Source organism: Spiroplasma endosymbiont of Dioctria linearis (genome assembly GCF_964030865.1).
GTDB lineage: Bacteria > Bacillota_I > Bacilli_A > Mycoplasmatales > Mycoplasmataceae > Spiroplasma_A.
On record NZ_OZ034984.1, the window covers coordinates 303458 to 322105 of the forward strand.

The 18648-nt window shown below is 23.5% G+C and carries 13 protein-coding genes; 12 read left to right on the forward strand and 1 reads right to left on the reverse strand.

Features of this window, described 5'->3' with window-relative positions:
- Positions 1 to 1345: 1345 nt before the first annotated feature.
- From AAHM84_RS01275 to AAHM84_RS01310, 8 genes are all read left to right on the forward strand, one after another.
- Positions 1346 to 3049 (forward strand): lipoprotein, encoded by a 1704-nt coding sequence (locus tag AAHM84_RS01275; protein ID WP_342259105.1) that lies wholly within the window; start codon positions 1346 to 1348, stop codon positions 3047 to 3049.
- A gap of 96 nt (positions 3050 to 3145) precedes the next feature.
- Positions 3146 to 4984 (forward strand): hypothetical protein, encoded by a 1839-nt coding sequence (locus AAHM84_RS01280; RefSeq protein ID WP_342259106.1) that lies wholly within the window; start codon positions 3146 to 3148, stop codon positions 4982 to 4984.
- 15 nt (positions 4985 to 4999) lie between these two features.
- Positions 5000 to 5935: an ABC transporter ATP-binding protein gene (locus AAHM84_RS01285; RefSeq protein WP_342259107.1), complete on the forward strand. Its 936-nt coding sequence runs from the start codon at positions 5000 to 5002 to the stop codon at positions 5933 to 5935.
- 819 nt (positions 5936 to 6754) lie between these two features.
- Entirely contained in the window at positions 6755 to 7741 is a 987-nt protein-coding gene (locus AAHM84_RS01290; protein ID WP_342259108.1) for a hypothetical protein, read from the forward strand.
- Between the two features lie 303 nt (positions 7742 to 8044).
- On the forward strand, positions 8045 to 8767 hold the full coding sequence (locus AAHM84_RS01295) for a hypothetical protein (protein ID WP_342259109.1): 723 nt from the start codon (positions 8045 to 8047) through the stop codon (positions 8765 to 8767).
- Positions 8768 to 8847: 80 nt separating this feature from the next.
- The gene (locus tag AAHM84_RS01300) at positions 8848 to 11337 is read left to right on the forward strand and encodes a glucose PTS transporter subunit IIA (RefSeq protein ID WP_342259110.1); all 2490 of its coding nucleotides are present in this window, start codon (positions 8848 to 8850) and stop codon (positions 11335 to 11337) included.
- Between the two features lie 2 nt (positions 11338 to 11339).
- Positions 11340 to 12746, forward strand: coding sequence for a glycoside hydrolase family 1 protein (locus AAHM84_RS01305; protein WP_342259111.1), 1407 nt, complete (start codon positions 11340 to 11342; stop codon positions 12744 to 12746).
- Positions 12747 to 12853: 107 nt separating this feature from the next.
- On the forward strand, positions 12854 to 13090 hold the full coding sequence (locus AAHM84_RS01310) for a S1 RNA-binding domain-containing protein (protein WP_053946295.1): 237 nt from the start codon (positions 12854 to 12856) through the stop codon (positions 13088 to 13090).
- A gap of 190 nt (positions 13091 to 13280) precedes the next feature.
- Here the strand turns inward: AAHM84_RS01310 and AAHM84_RS01315 are convergent, their stop codons facing one another.
- Positions 13281 to 14276, reverse strand: coding sequence for an alpha/beta hydrolase (locus AAHM84_RS01315; RefSeq protein WP_342259112.1), 996 nt, complete (start codon positions 14274 to 14276; stop codon positions 13281 to 13283).
- Positions 14277 to 14735: 459 nt separating this feature from the next.
- On the opposite strand from AAHM84_RS01315, the gene AAHM84_RS01320 reads away from it, so the two are divergent.
- The 4 genes from AAHM84_RS01320 (at position 14736) to AAHM84_RS01335 (ending at position 18063) form a co-directional block, all read left to right on the forward strand.
- Positions 14736 to 15227 (forward strand): hypothetical protein, encoded by a 492-nt coding sequence (locus AAHM84_RS01320; protein WP_342259113.1) that lies wholly within the window; start codon positions 14736 to 14738, stop codon positions 15225 to 15227.
- A 15-nt stretch (positions 15228 to 15242) separates the two neighbouring features.
- The gene (locus AAHM84_RS01325) at positions 15243 to 15689 is read left to right on the forward strand and encodes a dual specificity protein phosphatase (protein ID WP_342259114.1); all 447 of its coding nucleotides are present in this window, start codon (positions 15243 to 15245) and stop codon (positions 15687 to 15689) included.
- 185 nt (positions 15690 to 15874) lie between these two features.
- On the forward strand, positions 15875 to 17053 hold the full coding sequence (locus AAHM84_RS01330) for an AEC family transporter (RefSeq protein WP_342259115.1): 1179 nt from the start codon (positions 15875 to 15877) through the stop codon (positions 17051 to 17053).
- 11 nt (positions 17054 to 17064) lie between these two features.
- Positions 17065 to 18063 carry an NAD(P)-dependent oxidoreductase gene (locus tag AAHM84_RS01335; protein ID WP_342259116.1) on the forward strand — a complete coding sequence of 333 codons (999 nt, stop codon included), beginning with the start codon at positions 17065 to 17067 and terminating at the stop codon, positions 18061 to 18063.
- Positions 18064 to 18648: the final 585 nt, after the last annotated feature.

Genomic DNA, 18648 nt, shown 5'->3' on the forward strand with positions numbered 1-18648 from the left:
ATATTGCAGTTAGAAGACTTTTTAGACTAATTGATTTAGCAAATACCACCATTTACTATGAGTGAATAACAAAAGGTAAACAAAACTAAGAATTTTAATTGTTATTTGGTTTTGCGAATTAATGATGTTTACAAAAATGAAGTTAATATCTATGTATTTAGAAAATTATTGAAGTATTTGGATTTAAATTGTAGTCATAAAAAACTCTGCGAATAATGAAGTTTCTAAAGTTAAAACCTAATAACTATAAAATGCAAAAGAGTAAATCGGTTATTCCAGAGAAAATGGTAAGTATCCTAGATTATTTAAATATCAAAAGGATTTGAAAAATTATGGACATATTTTCTCTGTAGATATTACAGAGAAAATAATAGCAGGATGCAAACTATATACTTGCGCTTTTTATCATGTAAACACTAAAAAAGTTTATGACTTGGTAACTAAAAATATTAAAGGTATGAAACTAGTATTAGTGTCATTTTTTAATAGGTTTAATGAATTTAGAACATTTAAACCAAAATCAATTATTTATTCTGATAACGGCTCGGAGTTTAAATATTATTAATATGGCTTAACAATAATGCCATTTGGTTTAAGTATGCATACAATAGGTAGATAAACAGACAATGGATATATTGAATTTTTTTGAATTACTCTTAAAAGAGAAACAATCAAGGAGGGTTATAAATACAATATTGTAAATGAATATATTTATAATTTGAAAATGTATCAATATTCTTATAATAATAGACTTATTTATAAAATATAGGTGTCCGAAAAAAAGGAACAGTACAATTTGATTTTAGGAATATAGCTCATTCTATTCTTAACGATTATCATCTTAATACGGAATATAAGAGTTATTATGAATATAGTAGAGGACTAACATTAAAAAAATGGTAATCCAATTTTGCAAAATTATTAAGTAATGCATTGAAATTTGAGATATTTTAATTTTTGTATTGACTTAGATCAAATAATTGTTGCAGTTAGAGATGTATATGATAAAGTGTTTATTGTATTTTCATAATAATTAAAATATTGTCTCTTATAAAGCAAAGTTAATATTTTTAGTCACACAAATTTGTATGATTTTTTTATATATAATTGATAGATTTATTAACAGTAGAAAAGGTAATCTTAGGTTTTTAATTATCTATAAGAAAATTCTTTAATATCCATTAATACTCATTATTTTTTCCAAACACTTATATGATACAAATAAAATTTTCTAATAATAATACATTGTTTTTTTTTTTTTTTTTCAATTAATATAAAAATATAACAACTAAAAAGTTATGTACTTATTTGTTTTTTCTTAAAAGGGTATAATTAAGGAGAAAACATGAAAAAAATATTAAGTCTATTAAGCGCAATCACTATGGTGGCATCAACAAGTGCCACTGTAATATCTTGTGGAAATAAAAAAGATGATTATAATAAACCAGAAGAGGATTCAATTGATTCTTTAATTAAACAATTTAAAGAAGAGGTTAATGAGATTGTTAATACTCATATTAAAGAAAAAAGTAAAAATTTCTTTATAGTAGATGAACAAGACAAAAACTCTTTGAAATTCTTTAAAAGAACGAAGTTCTCAAGTTTTATGGGAGATTTAAAAAATAAAAAAGCAGATGATTCAATAAGACAAGATGTTATTGATGATTTTTATAGTATTTTAGAAGTTAATGAATTGAAATCAAAAATTAATAATTTGCAAAATTTAGAAAAATATTCAGTAATTTTAGGAGATGTTAATTCAGTTTTTAAAGAAATAGTTGTATCTTCAAATGAAAACATTGATTTATCTACTAAATATTCAGCAAGTAGTATTACTGATGTAATTTGATTTGGAACAACAAAATTTAATTATTCAATAGCAGTTAATTTTAAAAATAAATTAGGTCAAATTGAAGAATATAAAATATCAGAAGTACCTGCAATTATTACTGTAACAGATAACATTGACATTGGAAAAAACATTAAAAATATGTACTCAAATGTTAATGAGCAATTTATAAAAGATGAAGTAAGTAGAATTTACTCAAATCAATTAACTTTAAATAGTAAAACTTATTTGGAAAATACAGATAGTGAAATTTTAAGTTATTTAAATAGTCAAAAGGGTATTGAAAAGTTTGTACGTTTTATTAAAGCTAAATTTGATCTTAACTTAGAATTAACAAAAAATAACTCATTTAATAATGTATACACTTACCAAACTTATAGAAGTAGTGGATTTAAATATGATGAAGCTAAAGGAAATGAATTTATTGAAGCTTTCTTTAGAAATAATAGTGATAGTAGTTCATCATATTTGAATGAGACTCAAACTATTTCTGATAGTCAATATAAAACTGCAGTAAAAAATAAATTAAATAGTATTTCAAATAATTTAGATCAAACTAGTGAAGTGACTGATTTAATTAATTCTTCTGTAAAGATGTTACAAATTAATTTAACCAATTTGGCTTATAAAATTGATGAAGATATCTATGTAGAAATTCCTGATTTAAATTTAGATTTTGGTTATTTTAAAAATAACTCAATAACTTCAAGAGAAGAGTTAGAAAGTGACATAATGAATAATATTAATGTTGCAAGAAATGCTTTTAACCAAGTATTTCAAACAACATATACACCAAATAGTAATTATAAACCAGTATTATTTTATTTTAAAGCAAACTCAAAGGTCTTTAAAGCATGAGATGATTTAGGGATATATGGATCAAGAAATAATATTAATGAATATACAAATTTAACTAAGCAATCATTAATTGATTATAGAAATCAGCTTTTAAATAGTTCAAAGCAAAGTAACTTTAAATTTAATGTCTCATGAAGTGCAGATGATAGTGGTGACATGCCTTATGTTGCAAAATATCTAAACAATACAAATAAGTATGAGATTGCTCTTTCAAAAGATGGAAGTTATTCAAAAAAATTTAGATTAAGCATCAATCTTGAATTTGATTATTTTAAAATAGAAGTAAATTACAATCAATTTGCCAGTGGACAAAGAATTATTAGTACATCAAATACTGAATAATTCGCTTAAAAAATTTAAATTTAAAAAGTTGAAAATTTAAATTTTAAATGAGCTTTTAAAAAACAAAAGTATCCTTAAAAAGGAATGGAGATAGTTATGAATGATGTTAAAAAAAATATAAGCTTTTTTACTATTTTTAAATATCAATTCAAAAGCATAATTAGAGAAAAAACTTTTTTGGTAATGTATTTAATTTCAATAAGTTTATCTTTACTAGTTGCAATAGTATTAGCGGCCTTTCCAACATCAGATATGAAAGTTATTATTTTCAACTATTATGTACTCATTCATACATGTGCAATTGTAATTCTTATCTCAATGAGACTATTAAATTATTTCTTTTATATTAAAAAAAGCGATAAAACAATAAATATAGTCTCAACTCAACATTTAAAAAGATCAAAGCTTTTTATTGTTACTAATATAGTAATTTGAGTTTATTGTTTTTTATTATTTGCAATAAACTATTTAATAATTGCTTCATTGAATTTAGGCAGTCCAGTAGTATTTAAAATTTCAACAGTGTACACAATTTATTTATTTCTAATAGTAATTTTATTGTCAAATTTTATACTATTTTTATTGTCTTTACTTTCACCTCAAGCCACAATAATTATTATTACTTTAATAATGGCTTTTAGTTTTATTGCCTCTTTACCTTACCAATTTTTAAAAACTTCTGAAAAAACAAAGAACTTTTCTTTTTCTGGAAGTGAAGGTAATGTAATTTTAAGAGCTGATAGTGTTTATAATTCATTTGATTTAGTTTCAAATGTTGAAAAATCAAGAATTGCATATCCTAATTTGAGTAAGTATATTCTAGATTACTTTTTAGAAAATAAATATAGAATAAGTACAATCGGTTCACAAGAAAATATAAAGAGTAGAAAAGATATTTGAAATGATCTGGGAATTATTGATGATAAACCACTAACTATAAGATTTGATGCAAAGATTTCATCAGTTCCTTTTGATTCTGAAATTTCAGATTGAAAATATGGAGATGAAATTAGATTGGAGACATATTTAAAATATAAATTTATTAGTGTTGAGGAATTAGAAAATAAAATTAATAATGAGCAAGAAAATAAAGTTGATGAAAATGGTTATAATAAGTTAAATATTTTAAAAGAGTTATATGAATTTAATCAAAATATAACAAGTTATTTTCCAAATTTTCAGCAGAACTTTTATTATCTCTTTGATGACTTTATAGAAATAAATTCTTGTGATAATATTGGTACTTGTTGAGAATCAGTTGATGAACAGGGCAATAGAAAAGCTGAAAAAAATGGTTATATAGAGTTACTTAATGGAACTAATCCCAACTTAGATAAAAGGGGATTTAAAACTTCCTATTTAAAAGATATTTACCAAAATAATTTTATTAATTTAAATGGACTAAAAATACAACAAGAAGATGGAATTAGAATAGTTACAACAGATATGGATAGCAATCCTGATAAAACAAATAGAATATTTTCTTCACTTTATAATCCTTTAATGATTACAGTTAGAATTTTAGAGGACTATTTTATTAATTACACTTCAAATTATGTAATTGCAACTAATTACACAGTTGATGAAAATTCTAAAGAGTGAAGTGAGTACATTAAGTCAAGAACTCTTTACAATACTTTTTTTCACTTTAATGTTTTATCTAATTTATTTGTTAATTACACTTATTACTCAGGTCTAAGTTATAATGATATTTGATTCGATCCAGATGTAAAATCAAATATCTCATTAGATCAACAAAAGAATTTATTATTACCTTATAGTACTTATAACTTAGTAGTTAAAGATGGTTTAATCGATAAACTTTCATTTGATAAGGGATTTGAACCATATTGATATTTACTAGCCCAGTTTGCAATTACTATAATATTATTCCTAATTGCATTCTATAAATTTAATGGTGCAGACTTACAATAAAGAGGTTAGATATAAATGGAAAATTTCATTACATTTAATAAATATTTAAAAAAATTTAAAACTAATAAGGTAGGTCCAATTAGTTTTAATATTCATAAATCAAAAATTACTGCAATACTTGGATCAAGTGGTAGTGGTAAAACTGTGATTTTAAATTCTCTATTAGGAATAATCAAAAAATATAAGGGAAAGATAGTTATTAATGATATTAATAGAAAATCACATAGTTATCATAAGTCAAATCGTGTAATAGGGTACTATACTCAAATGGATTTTTCATTACATGATATATCAGCTTTTAATTTTCTAAAAGATACTGGATTAGTGATGGGAATTAAAAAGTCAAAGATTAATGAAAAAGTAAAGTACTGAATGCAGTATTTTGATATTTGAGATCATAGAAAAAAAAGAGTTAGAGATTTTTCATGAGGAATGAAAAATCGTATGAATTTAATTTTATGTTTTATAAAAGATCCAGAAATTATTATTATGGATGAACCTGGTGCAAATTTGGACTCATATTGAAGAAATAAGGTTAAAAATTTATTAATAGATTATAAAAAACAAGGTAAAACTGTAATTATTACTGTTCACAATATTGACGAAATTTCAGATATAATTGATAATTATGTAATTTTGGAAACAGGAACAAAAATATTTGAAGGGTCAAAAAAAAATTTAGGTATTTATTCAAAATATAAAATTTTTATAAAAGATATTTTTGATGTTCAATCTTTTAGAAATTATTTATTACAAGAAAATATATTATCATTTAAGTTTGATCCTGATGAAAATTCACTAGTAATTGCAGCAGAGACTTATCGTCAAATTAACTATTTATTTTTATATTTAATTAAAAATAATTTACCATTAGTAAATCTTATAAAACTGCCAATAAATATGGAATCAATTCATAAAGCTCTGGAAAGTCAAAATAAAATAAAATTATAAAATATTTAGAAACTATTAAATATAAATTAAAAATACTTATAAATTTTATCTCCATTTAAAATAGAAAGTGGAGATTTTTTATTTGACTAAGTTAATATCTTAAAAAAGTAATAAACAGAAATACTTTTTTAGAACTAAATTATTTTAATATACGATAATAATTCATAAAATTATTTTTTAAATTAAAATCTTAATACCTAGAAAAGGTAACCTAAGTTTACCAGTAGTTTTACTACTGGTTTTTTTAATGAAAGTAAAAATTTAAAAAAACAAAATACAGTAAAGAATTGAAAGAAGATTTTCCAGTAAAATAATATTTAGTTTTAATAATAGTATTAGTTTAACTCATTATTGGATGAGACAAAACTCAAATATAATTTTCCAATTGAATCATTTAAGAGTTGAGTGAAAAAAAGTCTTACAAACAATATAGTAAAAGTTTTACTTGATTGGAATAATTTTATAGTAAACTCACAAGTTTTGCAGAAGTGTAAAATTTAAATAATACATTCAAATATGATATAAATAGATAAAAACAGTTTATAAGTATTGTGTAATTAGATATCCTATTCTGTATCAATATTTTAATAATATTCCACTTAGTTATAAAATATAGATTTACAAAAAAATTATAATGAACTCTGTATATATTGAAAACAATTAATATATATTATGCAATATTAAGTTATAAAAAAAATTTTACACTTTACATTAAACTCTAGATAATTTTACTAATATATTTTATTTATTATAAAATATATTTATATTAAATAAAATATGGGTGTGGGTGGGAATTTGAAAGAAAGGATAGACAACAGAATGAAAAAATTATTAAATAGTTTAACTATACTTGGTTTAAGTTTAGCTTCTGTAAGTGAAGTTAGTGCATTTACTGTACAAAAGAATGATAATTTATTAGAAGTAAATGATAAGTTTATATTAAAATTATCTACTTCAAATTTTGAAGTAGATAATAAAAATGAGCTTTTACCAAATAAAAGTTATGATAGAAGAAAAGAAATGCAAGAAAGTTTAATTAATTGACAACAATTTAAAAAAGAAAATAATATTACAGATCTAAATATTGAAGAACTAGATGCAAAATTTGGAGCATTAGATAGTTCTGGTAAAAATATTGATAAAACTTTTTACAAAAAACTTCTAATATCAAATAATGTAGAAGTTCAAAAATTGGATTTTCATATCTATGATAAGATTGATAAACAATATAAAATTGAATTTATTGGAGATTTTAAAATTGATAATATCGAATATAAAAATATATCTCTTTCTGGATATGAAAAAAATCAATATTTTACTTCTTGACAAATTCTAAGTGATTTCTTTATTATTACTGAGTATCAAATTTTTGATTTACTAAAGTTTCAGGATAATAAAATATTGACTTTAGATTTAGATTTAATTTTAAATGATTCACAAACAATATCTGTAAAAACTTTAAATCAATACAAAGATTATTTTAGCAAAAATCCAAAAGATAAGGATAAAATAATAAAACCATTTTGATCTTTAAAAAATATTAAAACTGGAGAAGAGTATACTATTAATGCATGAGGTTATAAAGATGATGAAAGAACATTTATAGAAGATAGTCATGAAACATTGATATCAGTTAGCTTAAAAAAAGATAAACCAGGTACTGGAACTAATTATCTTGCATTAACTTGAGTTACATTTTTTCAAAGCCCTGGAAATTTAAGCGGTAGTAAAATTATTAAAAAATATGAACCTAATACTTTTAAAGGAGAATTTGAAGTTTCTTTAAATGTAACATTAAAAAGGTAAATTGCTATTTAAGTTGCTTTTATTTAATATATTTTAGTGCATTTTTTAGGGATATATATAATAAAAACAAGAAGTATCTACAGCAATTAGTATATAAACACATTGATGTACTAAAAAGTTATGCTTAATTTTGTTATTTACTTTCAAAAAGATATAGTTTAAGCTGAATTTAGTTAATAAAAAATTTAAACTGAGTATATTTCTTACAATATGCTCTAAAATGAAATTCATTAAAATTTAAAGTTACTAGTTATTTCTTTATATTTATAATATTATTAAATAATAATATTTAGAAAGGCAAATATGATTTTTGATAAATTAACTAAAATATCACAAAATAATGATAATAAAAATGATACATTAATTGCAAAGAAATTAATAGAAATGTATATTAATGATAATTTTTTATCTATAAAGGAATTTGCTGATACTATTCATGTATCTGAAAGTTTGCTAACTGTATTTTCCAAAAAACTTAACTTAAAGGGTTATAGAGAATTAATCTCATTATTAAAATTTGAATTATTAGATCAAATAAATCCAAGTGTAGATTTTTACAAAGAAGATGAAAAGAATAGGCTAAGTATTTTATATCAAATCAAGGAAAGTGTTTTTGAAATATTTAGTAGTATTAAAGAAAATAAAGTATATATATTGAGTTCTAATCAATTAAAATATTATTCTAATTTGATTGTAGAGTTATTTAATTTAAATAATATTAGTACTATTAATATAATTAATGATTATTTATTTTATACATATCTTGAAAAAATAAGACCTGATGACAGCATATTTATTTTTTTTGCAGGTCAAGGTAATGAAATATTAATCAGAATTTATGAAAAACTTATAAAAATAAATAAAAATGTATTTATATTTTGCTCAAACTCACAAAAATATAAGCTTAATACCTACAAAAATAGAATTATTTTAGATTTAAAGGAATTTCCAAATAATTATATTTATAGAAATATCTCAATGAGTTATATATTAGCATTTTTTTATGAAGCTATTAATTTACTTTAATTAATTTAATTTAAAAGAAAAGAGACTTAAGGGTCTTTTTTTAATTTTATTTTTAGAGATAATACTACTTGGAGGATAATATGGAAAAAATAAAATTTTATGCACCATGTGATGGAAAAATTTTCAAAATTGAAGATTTAAAAGATGGTGTTTTTAGTGAAAAAATGCTTGGAGATGGTATTTATATAGAACCAGAATCAAATACGTTTTATTCACCATTTGAAGAAGCAAGTATAAATATGATTTTTAATACAAAGCATGCAATGTTTATACAATGTAAAAATGGTCCAAACGTTTTAATTCATATAGGATTAGATACAGTAAATTTAAAAGGAAAACCTTTTAAAATTTTTACAGATATTAATAAGCAAGTTTCTTTAAAAGATAAACTTGTTGAAGTTAATTTTGATATGATAAAGAAAAATAAACTTTCTCTTGCTACTCCGATAGTTATTGAAGATAATCTTGAAGAGAATTGAAAATTTGTTTTAAATGAGAATTTAAAAAGTGTTAAAAAAGGTGACGAGATTGGTTATTTTTATTTAGATAATCAAAAAGATATCTTAAAAAATATAGATGCACTGATATCTATAAATAAGTATGATAAAGTAGCAGAAGATATTTATAAATTTGTAGGAACTTCTGCAAATTATTCTAAATTTTATAACTGTATGACACGTTTTAGATTAATTATTAAAAATAAATCAAAAGTTGATTTAGAAAGTATAGAGAAACTAAGTTTAGTAAAAGGGACTCATTGAAATGGTGAAGAACTTCAAATAATTATTGGTGGAGAGGTGCAAAAAGTATTTACAGCCTTTACTATATTAAATGACAATCTCTTAAAAGAGACAAATTCAGTTAATGTAAAGAGACCCTTCAAAGAAAGAGTTATGGCTGCCTTAGCAGGGGTTATGGTTCCTAATTTACCAATTTTTATTGGTGTGGGAATGCTAATGGCTGTTCAAAGTATTTTAATTCAAGCTGGAGTTTTAGTTAAACCTGGACCATCTGGTTCATTAGAAGAAATTGATCACTTTAGTCAGTATTTTTACATTATTACAGATGTTGCCTTTAAATTTCTAGGATTATTTGTTGGATACAACACAATTAGATATTTAGGTGGAAATTCTCAAATGGGCTTACTAATTTGTTTAGTAATCGCAAATCCATTTCTATTTCAAAATGCAACTCCTATTTGGACTTGATTCAAAATAGGAGATGTATCAATAGGGATCAAAGCATATGCAAATACAATATTGCCATGTGTAGCTGCAATGATTGGATATTATTGATTAGATAAATGAATTAAAACTTGAATGCCATCAATGGTAGATATAATTTTTAGACACACACTTGCTTTTATTGTAATAGTAAGCGCAACATTCTTTTTTGTAGGACCAACATTAGGTCTTGTTGAATATGGAATTGGCTATGTTGTAAATCAAATTGGATTACTTCCCTTAGGAATTGGGGTTGCTATCTTTTCATTTGTTTGGCAACCAGCAGTTGTTCTTGGAATTCACATTGCTATTGCAATGCCAATTTCTGTACAAGTTCAACAACAAATTCCACAATTATTAAGTCCAGGTTTAATGTATGGTGTTTATGGACAAGTAGGAGCTTTAATTGGTTTAATTATTAGAACCAAAGATGCTAAATTAAGAGCTATGGGAATTGCTAATATACCAGCAGGATTAATAGGGGTTTCAGAACCTATATTATATGGAATAAACTTGCCAAAACAAAAACCATTTATGGCCGGAAATATTGGAGCTGCTATTGGGGGAATGATATCTGGTATTATTGGTGTCAAAATGTATGTTCCAGGAGGTTATGGAATATTTTCAATAACAGGTTATATTCCTGGTGGAGCTGTCAATGTAGCTATGTTTTCAATGTGTTTACTAATAACTCTTGCTTCAAGTGCTTTAGTAACATTATTGATCTATAAAGAAAGACCTGATGAATTAAAAGAAATTCAAAAGATAAATAAATTATTAGTTTATGCTTATTGTCAAAGAAATAATCTAACTAAAAAAGAAGCTAATGCTCAATTAGATGTCTTTTTATTAAGAACAAATAATTTCTTTTCAAAAGAAGAGTTAAAAAACATTAAAGAGTTAGAAAAGGAAATAATCATTTTAAATAAAAAAGAAGCTGTTTATGAAAAATATAGTGAGAAGTACGAACTACAAAAAAATAAATATCTTCTAAAGCTAAAACAATTACGTAAAAATGAAAAAATTGAAAAAATAAAAACTCTATATAATACATTTGAAAATTTTGAAAAAAACAATAAACAAGAGCAAATGTTAAAAGAAATTAACTTATTTAAAGAAAATGTTAAAGAAAAATCAAAATGATTTAATAGTAAGCAAGATGAGTTTATGGATTTAGTCTCTCAAAATACTATAAAATTTTCAAATGATTTAGAATTTTCCAGTTTAGTTAAACTGAATAATCAATATTTTAATGCAATACATTCTTTAGATATAAATTATGGATTGACTCAAATTAACAATGATTATTTAAGAAAAAAAGATATCAAAATAAAGGTGGTTAATTAATTATGAAATTAAAGAAAAATAATTTTCCTAAGGATTTTCTATGAGGAGCTTCTATTTCAGCATTTCAATCTGAAGGAGCTTATAATGAAGATAATAAGGGGATGTCTGTTCAAGATATAAAAAAATATGGAGATGATGTCAGTGACTTTAAAGTTGCATCAGATTTTTATCATAAATATAAAGAAGATATTACTTTATTTAAAGAAATGGGCTTAAAATCTTTTAGATTTTCAATTGCTTGGTCAAGAATAATACCAACAGGAGATGGAGAAATTAATGAAAAGGGATTGCAATTTTATGAAAATTTAATTGATGAACTAATTAAAAATAATATTGAACCAATTCCAACTTTATATCACTTTGATTTACCTCTCTCTTTACAAGAACAAGGTGGGTGAAATAATAGGGAATTAGTAGTAAGCGCCTATTTAAAGTACGCTGAGACACTGTTTAAGCGATTTGCTAAGAAAATAAAATACTGAATTACATTTAATGAACAAAATGTAATGATCATGATTGGAAGTAAAGTTTCTATTTTAAATGGTTCACAAAGTGCAGTAAATGAAAAAGAATTGTATCAGCAATCTCATAATATGTTTATTGCTCAAGCTAAAGCAGTTGAATTATTAAGAAAATACTCTACACAAGCAAAAATAGGGCCTGCCCTGAACAATGTTTGTATATATCCCGATTCTAAGAAGCCAGAGGACTATTTAAGTGCTCAAAACGCTAGTATAATGAGAAATTGATACTATTTAGATGCCATTGTTAGAGGAAATTATAATCCAATTGCTAAAAAGTATTTTTTAGATAATAATCTTATGCCAGAAATATTAGAAAATGATCTCGATATTCTTAAAAAAGGTAAACCTGATTTTTTATCAATAAATTACTATACATCAGGAACAGTAAAAGAGAATCAAGAAGATACTAATAAGCCCATTAAAGTAGATCAGCAAACCATGTTTGATATTAATGGTTTATTTAGCTATTCAAAAAATGAATATCTAGGAAAAACAGAATTTGGATGAGCAATGGATCCAGTTGGTTTAAGAATTACATTAAGAGAGGTATATGAAAGATATCAATTACCATTAATGATCTCTGAAAATGGACTTGGATTATCAGAAAAACTTGAAAATGAGACTGTTAATGATCAAATGAGAATTGATTATTATCATCAACACATTGAACAATTGCAATTGGCAATTTCAGAAGGTGTTGAAGTTATTGCATATAACCCCTGAAGTGCAATTGATTTAGTATCTTCTCATCAGGGGTTTAAAAAGCGTTATGGTTTTATCTATGTAGATAGAACAGAAAATGACTTAAAAGAACTAAAAAGATATAAGAAAAAATCATTTTACTGATATAAGGATTTAATATCAAAAAATGGTGATATTTTTTAATAAAATAGCTATTTTTGCACACTAAAGTATTTATTTTTAAATTTCTTTTAATTTATCTACCTTTATTTGTAAAAATAGTTTATAGTTATTGTAAAGGAGAACGAAACATGGGTACAATTGTAAATATTACTATTACTAAAATTGTCGATTTCGGAGCATTTTGTGATGCTGAAATTGATGGTAAAATCTACAAGGGTCTTATTCATATTTCAGAAATTGCTGACGCTTACGTAACAAACGTAGCTGACTATGTAACAGTAGGTCAACAAATGGATGGATATGTTATTTCAGTTGATGAAAGCAAAGACCAAGCTAAGTTATCATTAAAAAGAGTATCAAAATAATATAATTTAGCTTTTATTTAAATAGGGTTTTGGTTTTAGTAATAATATTACAATTGTCTTGCTTTATGTTAAATTTCTAAATAATTTATTAATGATGTCATTTTAATTAATATGGCTAAAAAAAACTTCTGCAAAGAAGTTTTTTTTCTATATATAATCAATTTATAAAAAAAAATTTTATAAAAACCCTTTAATTATTTATAAAACCAATAGTTGTATCAATATAATCTTGTAAGTTTTTATGCATTGAACTTGAATGATTTGCATTTTCATATAACTTAATTTGACTTAATTTGACTTTTTCAAGTAAGTTTTTTAAGGAATATAGAACAACTGAATTATCATATAAAATGAAATCATCTTTTTTACCATGAATAAATAAAATTTTTAGATCATTTATATTATTATCTTCTTTTAGTAAATTAACATCTTTAATATTCATTTTAGCATATTTTCTAAAATTACGATTTATTCCTAATGACATTAATCATCAAGGGATTATCATATATTTTTGTAAAAAGAATCTAATTTGTGGAACAGCTTGAGTAAATGGACAATCAGCAATTAATCAATCTATTTTATTTTTTTCATAGTATTTTTTTGCAAAAAATATTGCACTAGTAGCACCCATACTTGTGCCAAAAACTCCAATTTCTTCAACTTCAAATGAGTTTTTTATTCAAGTAATTACTTCATTTAGTACTTTTGCATTTGTAAGTCCAAAATCAGAATACTTACCATAAGTTGAACCATGGGCGAAGGCATCAAAGCAAATAATATTATAACCTTTTTCATAGAGATGAAAAACTCCTCTTAAACCCATATACTTATTTCTTTTAAAACCGTGTAGTCCAATAACTCATTTTTTTGAGTCTTTATTTTTAACAATTAGAGCACTGATTTGCTCACTAGTTGGTCCAATATTAAATTCTCTAATTTGTTCTTTTTTAATATTAAAATTATTAATTTTTTTAACTTCTAAATCATAAAGTAAGTGCTCATAGGTGTTAAATTCAACACTTTTGTATTTTCCTTCTCTTGTATACTTAAACAAGTATGGTACAAAAATAATAGAACATAAAATTGATAAAATTAATACAATAGGAAAAAGAAGGATCATTAATGTAAAATTTAATCAATTATAGTGATATTTTTTTATTTTTTTTAAACTTTTTTTATAATCCATTTATATCATTCCTTTTATATTATTTTAAAGAAATTTCTGTAAAAAACTATAAATTTATTATAAAAAAATTATACTTATCTATTTTTTTTTATATTTAACAAAATTGTTTTAAATTTGCTCTTACTTATTTCTTTTTTTATTATGAAGATATAAAATCAATTTGCCTTACGTAGAATAGGTAGGGTTAAATGACTATTATTTAAACTTCTTGAATTTTATATTTACTTAGATTTGAATTAATATATATTTTTAAAATAAAAAAGAGATCACAAATTAAAATTGATATTTTTTAAAAAGACAATATAAATTGCAATCTTATTAAAAAAGAACAAAGAAAGATTATATTTTTAACAAGTATTTTATATATCACCTAACTATATATAAAATAAATTTAATTATAAATAAAATAACTAGTCAAATGCTAGTTATTTTATTTATAATTTTATTGAGGTACAATTTATGGAAAAAACAGATTTTTTGAAGAAATTAAATATGGAAATGAATAAGGGTAATTGTAGTGAAATAGAGTTTTATGAGCCAAAAGATTTAGATGAATTAAAAGAGATATATAAGGTCTCATTTAGAAACAATGATTATAAAGTTATTAATCTATATATAATTTTTGATAATAGGAACTGATTAATAAAAGCAAGTAATCAAAACTCACTAAGCTTTTATCTTGATTTAAGCAATAAATCAGAAGAAGAAAGTCAAAAACTATTTGATTTATATTTAAAAAATCCTAGCATTTTAGGTTTAAATGAAATTATTCCAAGTATTCAATTGGGTCCAATCTTATTGTTAGAAAGTGTTATTGATGACGAATCACATATTTGTGTAAGAATTATTAAAAATAAAAATATTGAAGCTCAAAGTGTAACTAATTTTGATTGTTTATTTATAGATTCAGCTTCAGAATTTTTCTCAAAATTCTTACCAGCATGAATTTAAGAAGGGGTAAAAATAATGAGTAAAAAAATAGTTGAAAATTTATATCTTGGAGATATGAACAGTATTCCAAATGATTCACAATTAATTTTAAGTTGTGCTCAAGAAATTTTTCTTGATCAAAATCCAAAAGAGGGAGAAAATAAATTAATCGATCAAAAAAGTAATAGAATTTTTTATAATTTCGAAGATTATTCTTACTTTGAAGATATTGATGAGTCATTAATTTTGGATGCAATAAAACAAATTGAAGATAATATAGAAAATAAGAAAATTTATATTCACTGTGTTTGAGGAGTTAATAGAAGTGCAAGTATTGTTTTTATGTACTTAGTAAGAAATAAGATAATAGAAGCTAATTCTTATTTTGATGCTCAAAAGAAATATTGAAAAATTTATCCTAATCATTCACCAAATCCTGGTTGAAAAAAATTTTTAGAACTCAATTTCCCATATAAATTTTAAATTTTTTAAATATTTGAAAATGAATCTTTTTACCATAGTAAAAAGATTTTTTAATTTATAAAAATAATTAATAACTAAAATAAAATTATTTGTTAAGCATAAAATAATAATTAAGGACAAAAAAATAGTTAAAAATTTTGCTAATTTATAGTAAAAGTAAAAAATTTTTTAGAAAGGTAAAATTTATGTATTTGTCAACAAATATTGGAGAAACCATTGTCAAGGTACTTGGCGATTGAGGATTTTGAGGAGCTATTTTGTCAACTTTAGCAGTAATTTTTTTGGGTTATATATTAACTAAAAAAAATATCCTTAATAAGGAATGAGATAAAGTATTTGTAAAAGTTGTTATGCTAATCGGATTACCTGCGCTTGCCCTGGATGGATTCTTAATAGATATCAAAGTACAAGATCTTATTAATCAACTTGGAGTTTTAATTATTGGTTTTTTATTTTATTCCATTATGCTATTCACTTCAAGATACTTTTTTTTAAAAACCAATAAAGATATTCAAGATACTTTAGCAATGTGTGTTGCTTTAGCTTCAACAACTTTCTTTGGTTTACCAATAGTAGGAGCAATTTTTGATAAGGCAGGAACTCTATCAGGAAACTTATTCAATGTACCATATAGAATATTTTTATATAGTTTAGCACTAATGATTATGAGTCGAAAAAACCTTGCAGTTACGCTTACAAGAGAACAAAAAAAAGAGCTTAAACTAGAACTTGCTAAACTACCTGTTGAGGAAAAGAAAATAAATAAAAAAGAAAGAAACATTCAAATAAAAAAAAGTTTAAAAACAATTTTTATAAATCCTATTTTAATTGCCACTTTTGTAGGTTTATTTATTTGAGTTACACAATTAATTCCGGGAATTGATTTATTAAAAAAAGGTGAAGTGAATTATTCTATTTTGAGAATAGATATTTTATTTCCACCAATTAGTAAAACATTAAAACTAGTTGCTGGAATTTGCACACCCTTAGCATATTTAGCTATTGGAATGAGTTTAGCTTCAAGTGATATAAAAGCCGCAGCTAAGTCAAAACTAGTATGGTATTCAACATTTATAAAAGTAATAGTATCACCATTAATTATTTTACTAATGGCGGTTGGTTATGCAGCAATTGGAAAAGCAATTACTGGTAATAGTGTTCTTACAGAAGCAAATCTAGGAGCGCTTGTTGTAATGACTGCAGCACCACCAGCTTCTGTGGTTATATCATATGCAATTTCATATGATAAAGAAAAAATTCTTGCTAGTAACTTATCAGTTTTAGCAACATTAATGTCTGTTATAATGATGCCATTTTGAATTATTATAGTTAAAGTTATTGCAGCAACTAATTTGTTTAGTTAGGAGAAAAAAATATGTCTAAAAAAGTTGTATGTTATGGTGTTAGAGAGTCTGAAAGAGCAATATTTAAAGAAGTTGCTAATAAGTTCACTTATGAGCTAATTTTAGAAGAAAAATTATTAACTCACGAGAATATTAAAACAGCAAAGGGAGCATATGCAGTTATTTTAAGAGCAAATTGTATTGCTGATAAAATAAATTTAGATAAGTTTAAAGAATATGGAATTCAATATGTTCTTACAAGAACAGTTGGATATAATCATATTGATTTAAATTATGCCAAGGAATTAGGTTTTAGAATGGCAAGAGTTCCATTTTACTCACCAAATGCCGTAAGTGAACTTGCTGTTTCACTGGCTATTGGAATGATGAGAAACATTTTTTATATGCAAAAGAGAAGTGAAGAAAAAAATTTTATTGTGGACAACTTTATGTATGCAAAAGAAATTAGAAATTCTACAATTGGAATAATAGGAACTGGAAGAATTGGAATGGAAACTGCAAAAGCATTTAAAGGTATGGGAGCAAAAATACTAGGTTATGATGTTTTTCCTAATAAGTTAAATGAAGATATTTTAACTTATGTTGATTTTGAAACTATAGCAAAAGAAAGTGACACAATAATAGTCCATTGTCCCTTAATTGAAGGAGAAAATAATGAATTTATTAATAAGAATTTCTTTAATAAAATGAAAAACGGTTCTTTCTTTTTGAATATGTCAAGAGGAGAATTAATTAATAATGAGGATTTATTGGAAGCAGTTAAAACAAATAAACTTAAGGGTGTAGCATTAGATACACTTTCAAATGAATCTCAGATTTTTTTTAAGGATTTTAAAAATTCTAAACTTCCATTTGAAGTATATGAACAATTACTATCTTTTTCGCCAAGAGTTATAATAACCCCTCATATAGGTAGTTATACAGATGAGGCTATAAAAAACATGATAGAGATCTCATTAGAAAATTTACAAGAGTTTGAATTAAGCAATAGTTGCAAAAACTCAATTTAAAGGAATAATAAAAAAACTGAGAAAAGCTTTTTTAAGCCGTTATTTAACGGCTTTTTTTATTTTTTATGTCAATAGCTTTGTACTATTTCCTAAAAATAAGATTTTGCATTTTTATATATTAGCTAATTTGAATATTTTCAAGCATCACAGCTCTTATTTTTTTAGGTATTTTCTTATTTTTTTGTCCTCATATAGTCCCTTAAATGTACTATTTTGTTGAACTTCAACAAGAGGCAGTCATTCAGAATAAGTATTTGTATATAGTACCTTACTCATAGTAATTACAAAATAATATCTTCCTTATTTTTGTAGATAACAGGAGTATCTGAGAATGGGGCAGATAATATTTATGCAGTCATTTATTCAGATATTTTATTCATTATTAAATTGTTGATCGTATCTATTTTTTTCTTTTTATTTATTTTTAAGTATTTCCTCTGCATTTTAGAAACATCCATATATTATTTTGGGAAATTTCTATTAGTTATTCAATAGGAAAATATCATAAGTTATTAACACAATTTTTTTTATTTTTTTTATTTTTTTTATTGCAAAATAAAATAAAAGGAATAAAATAATTATGTC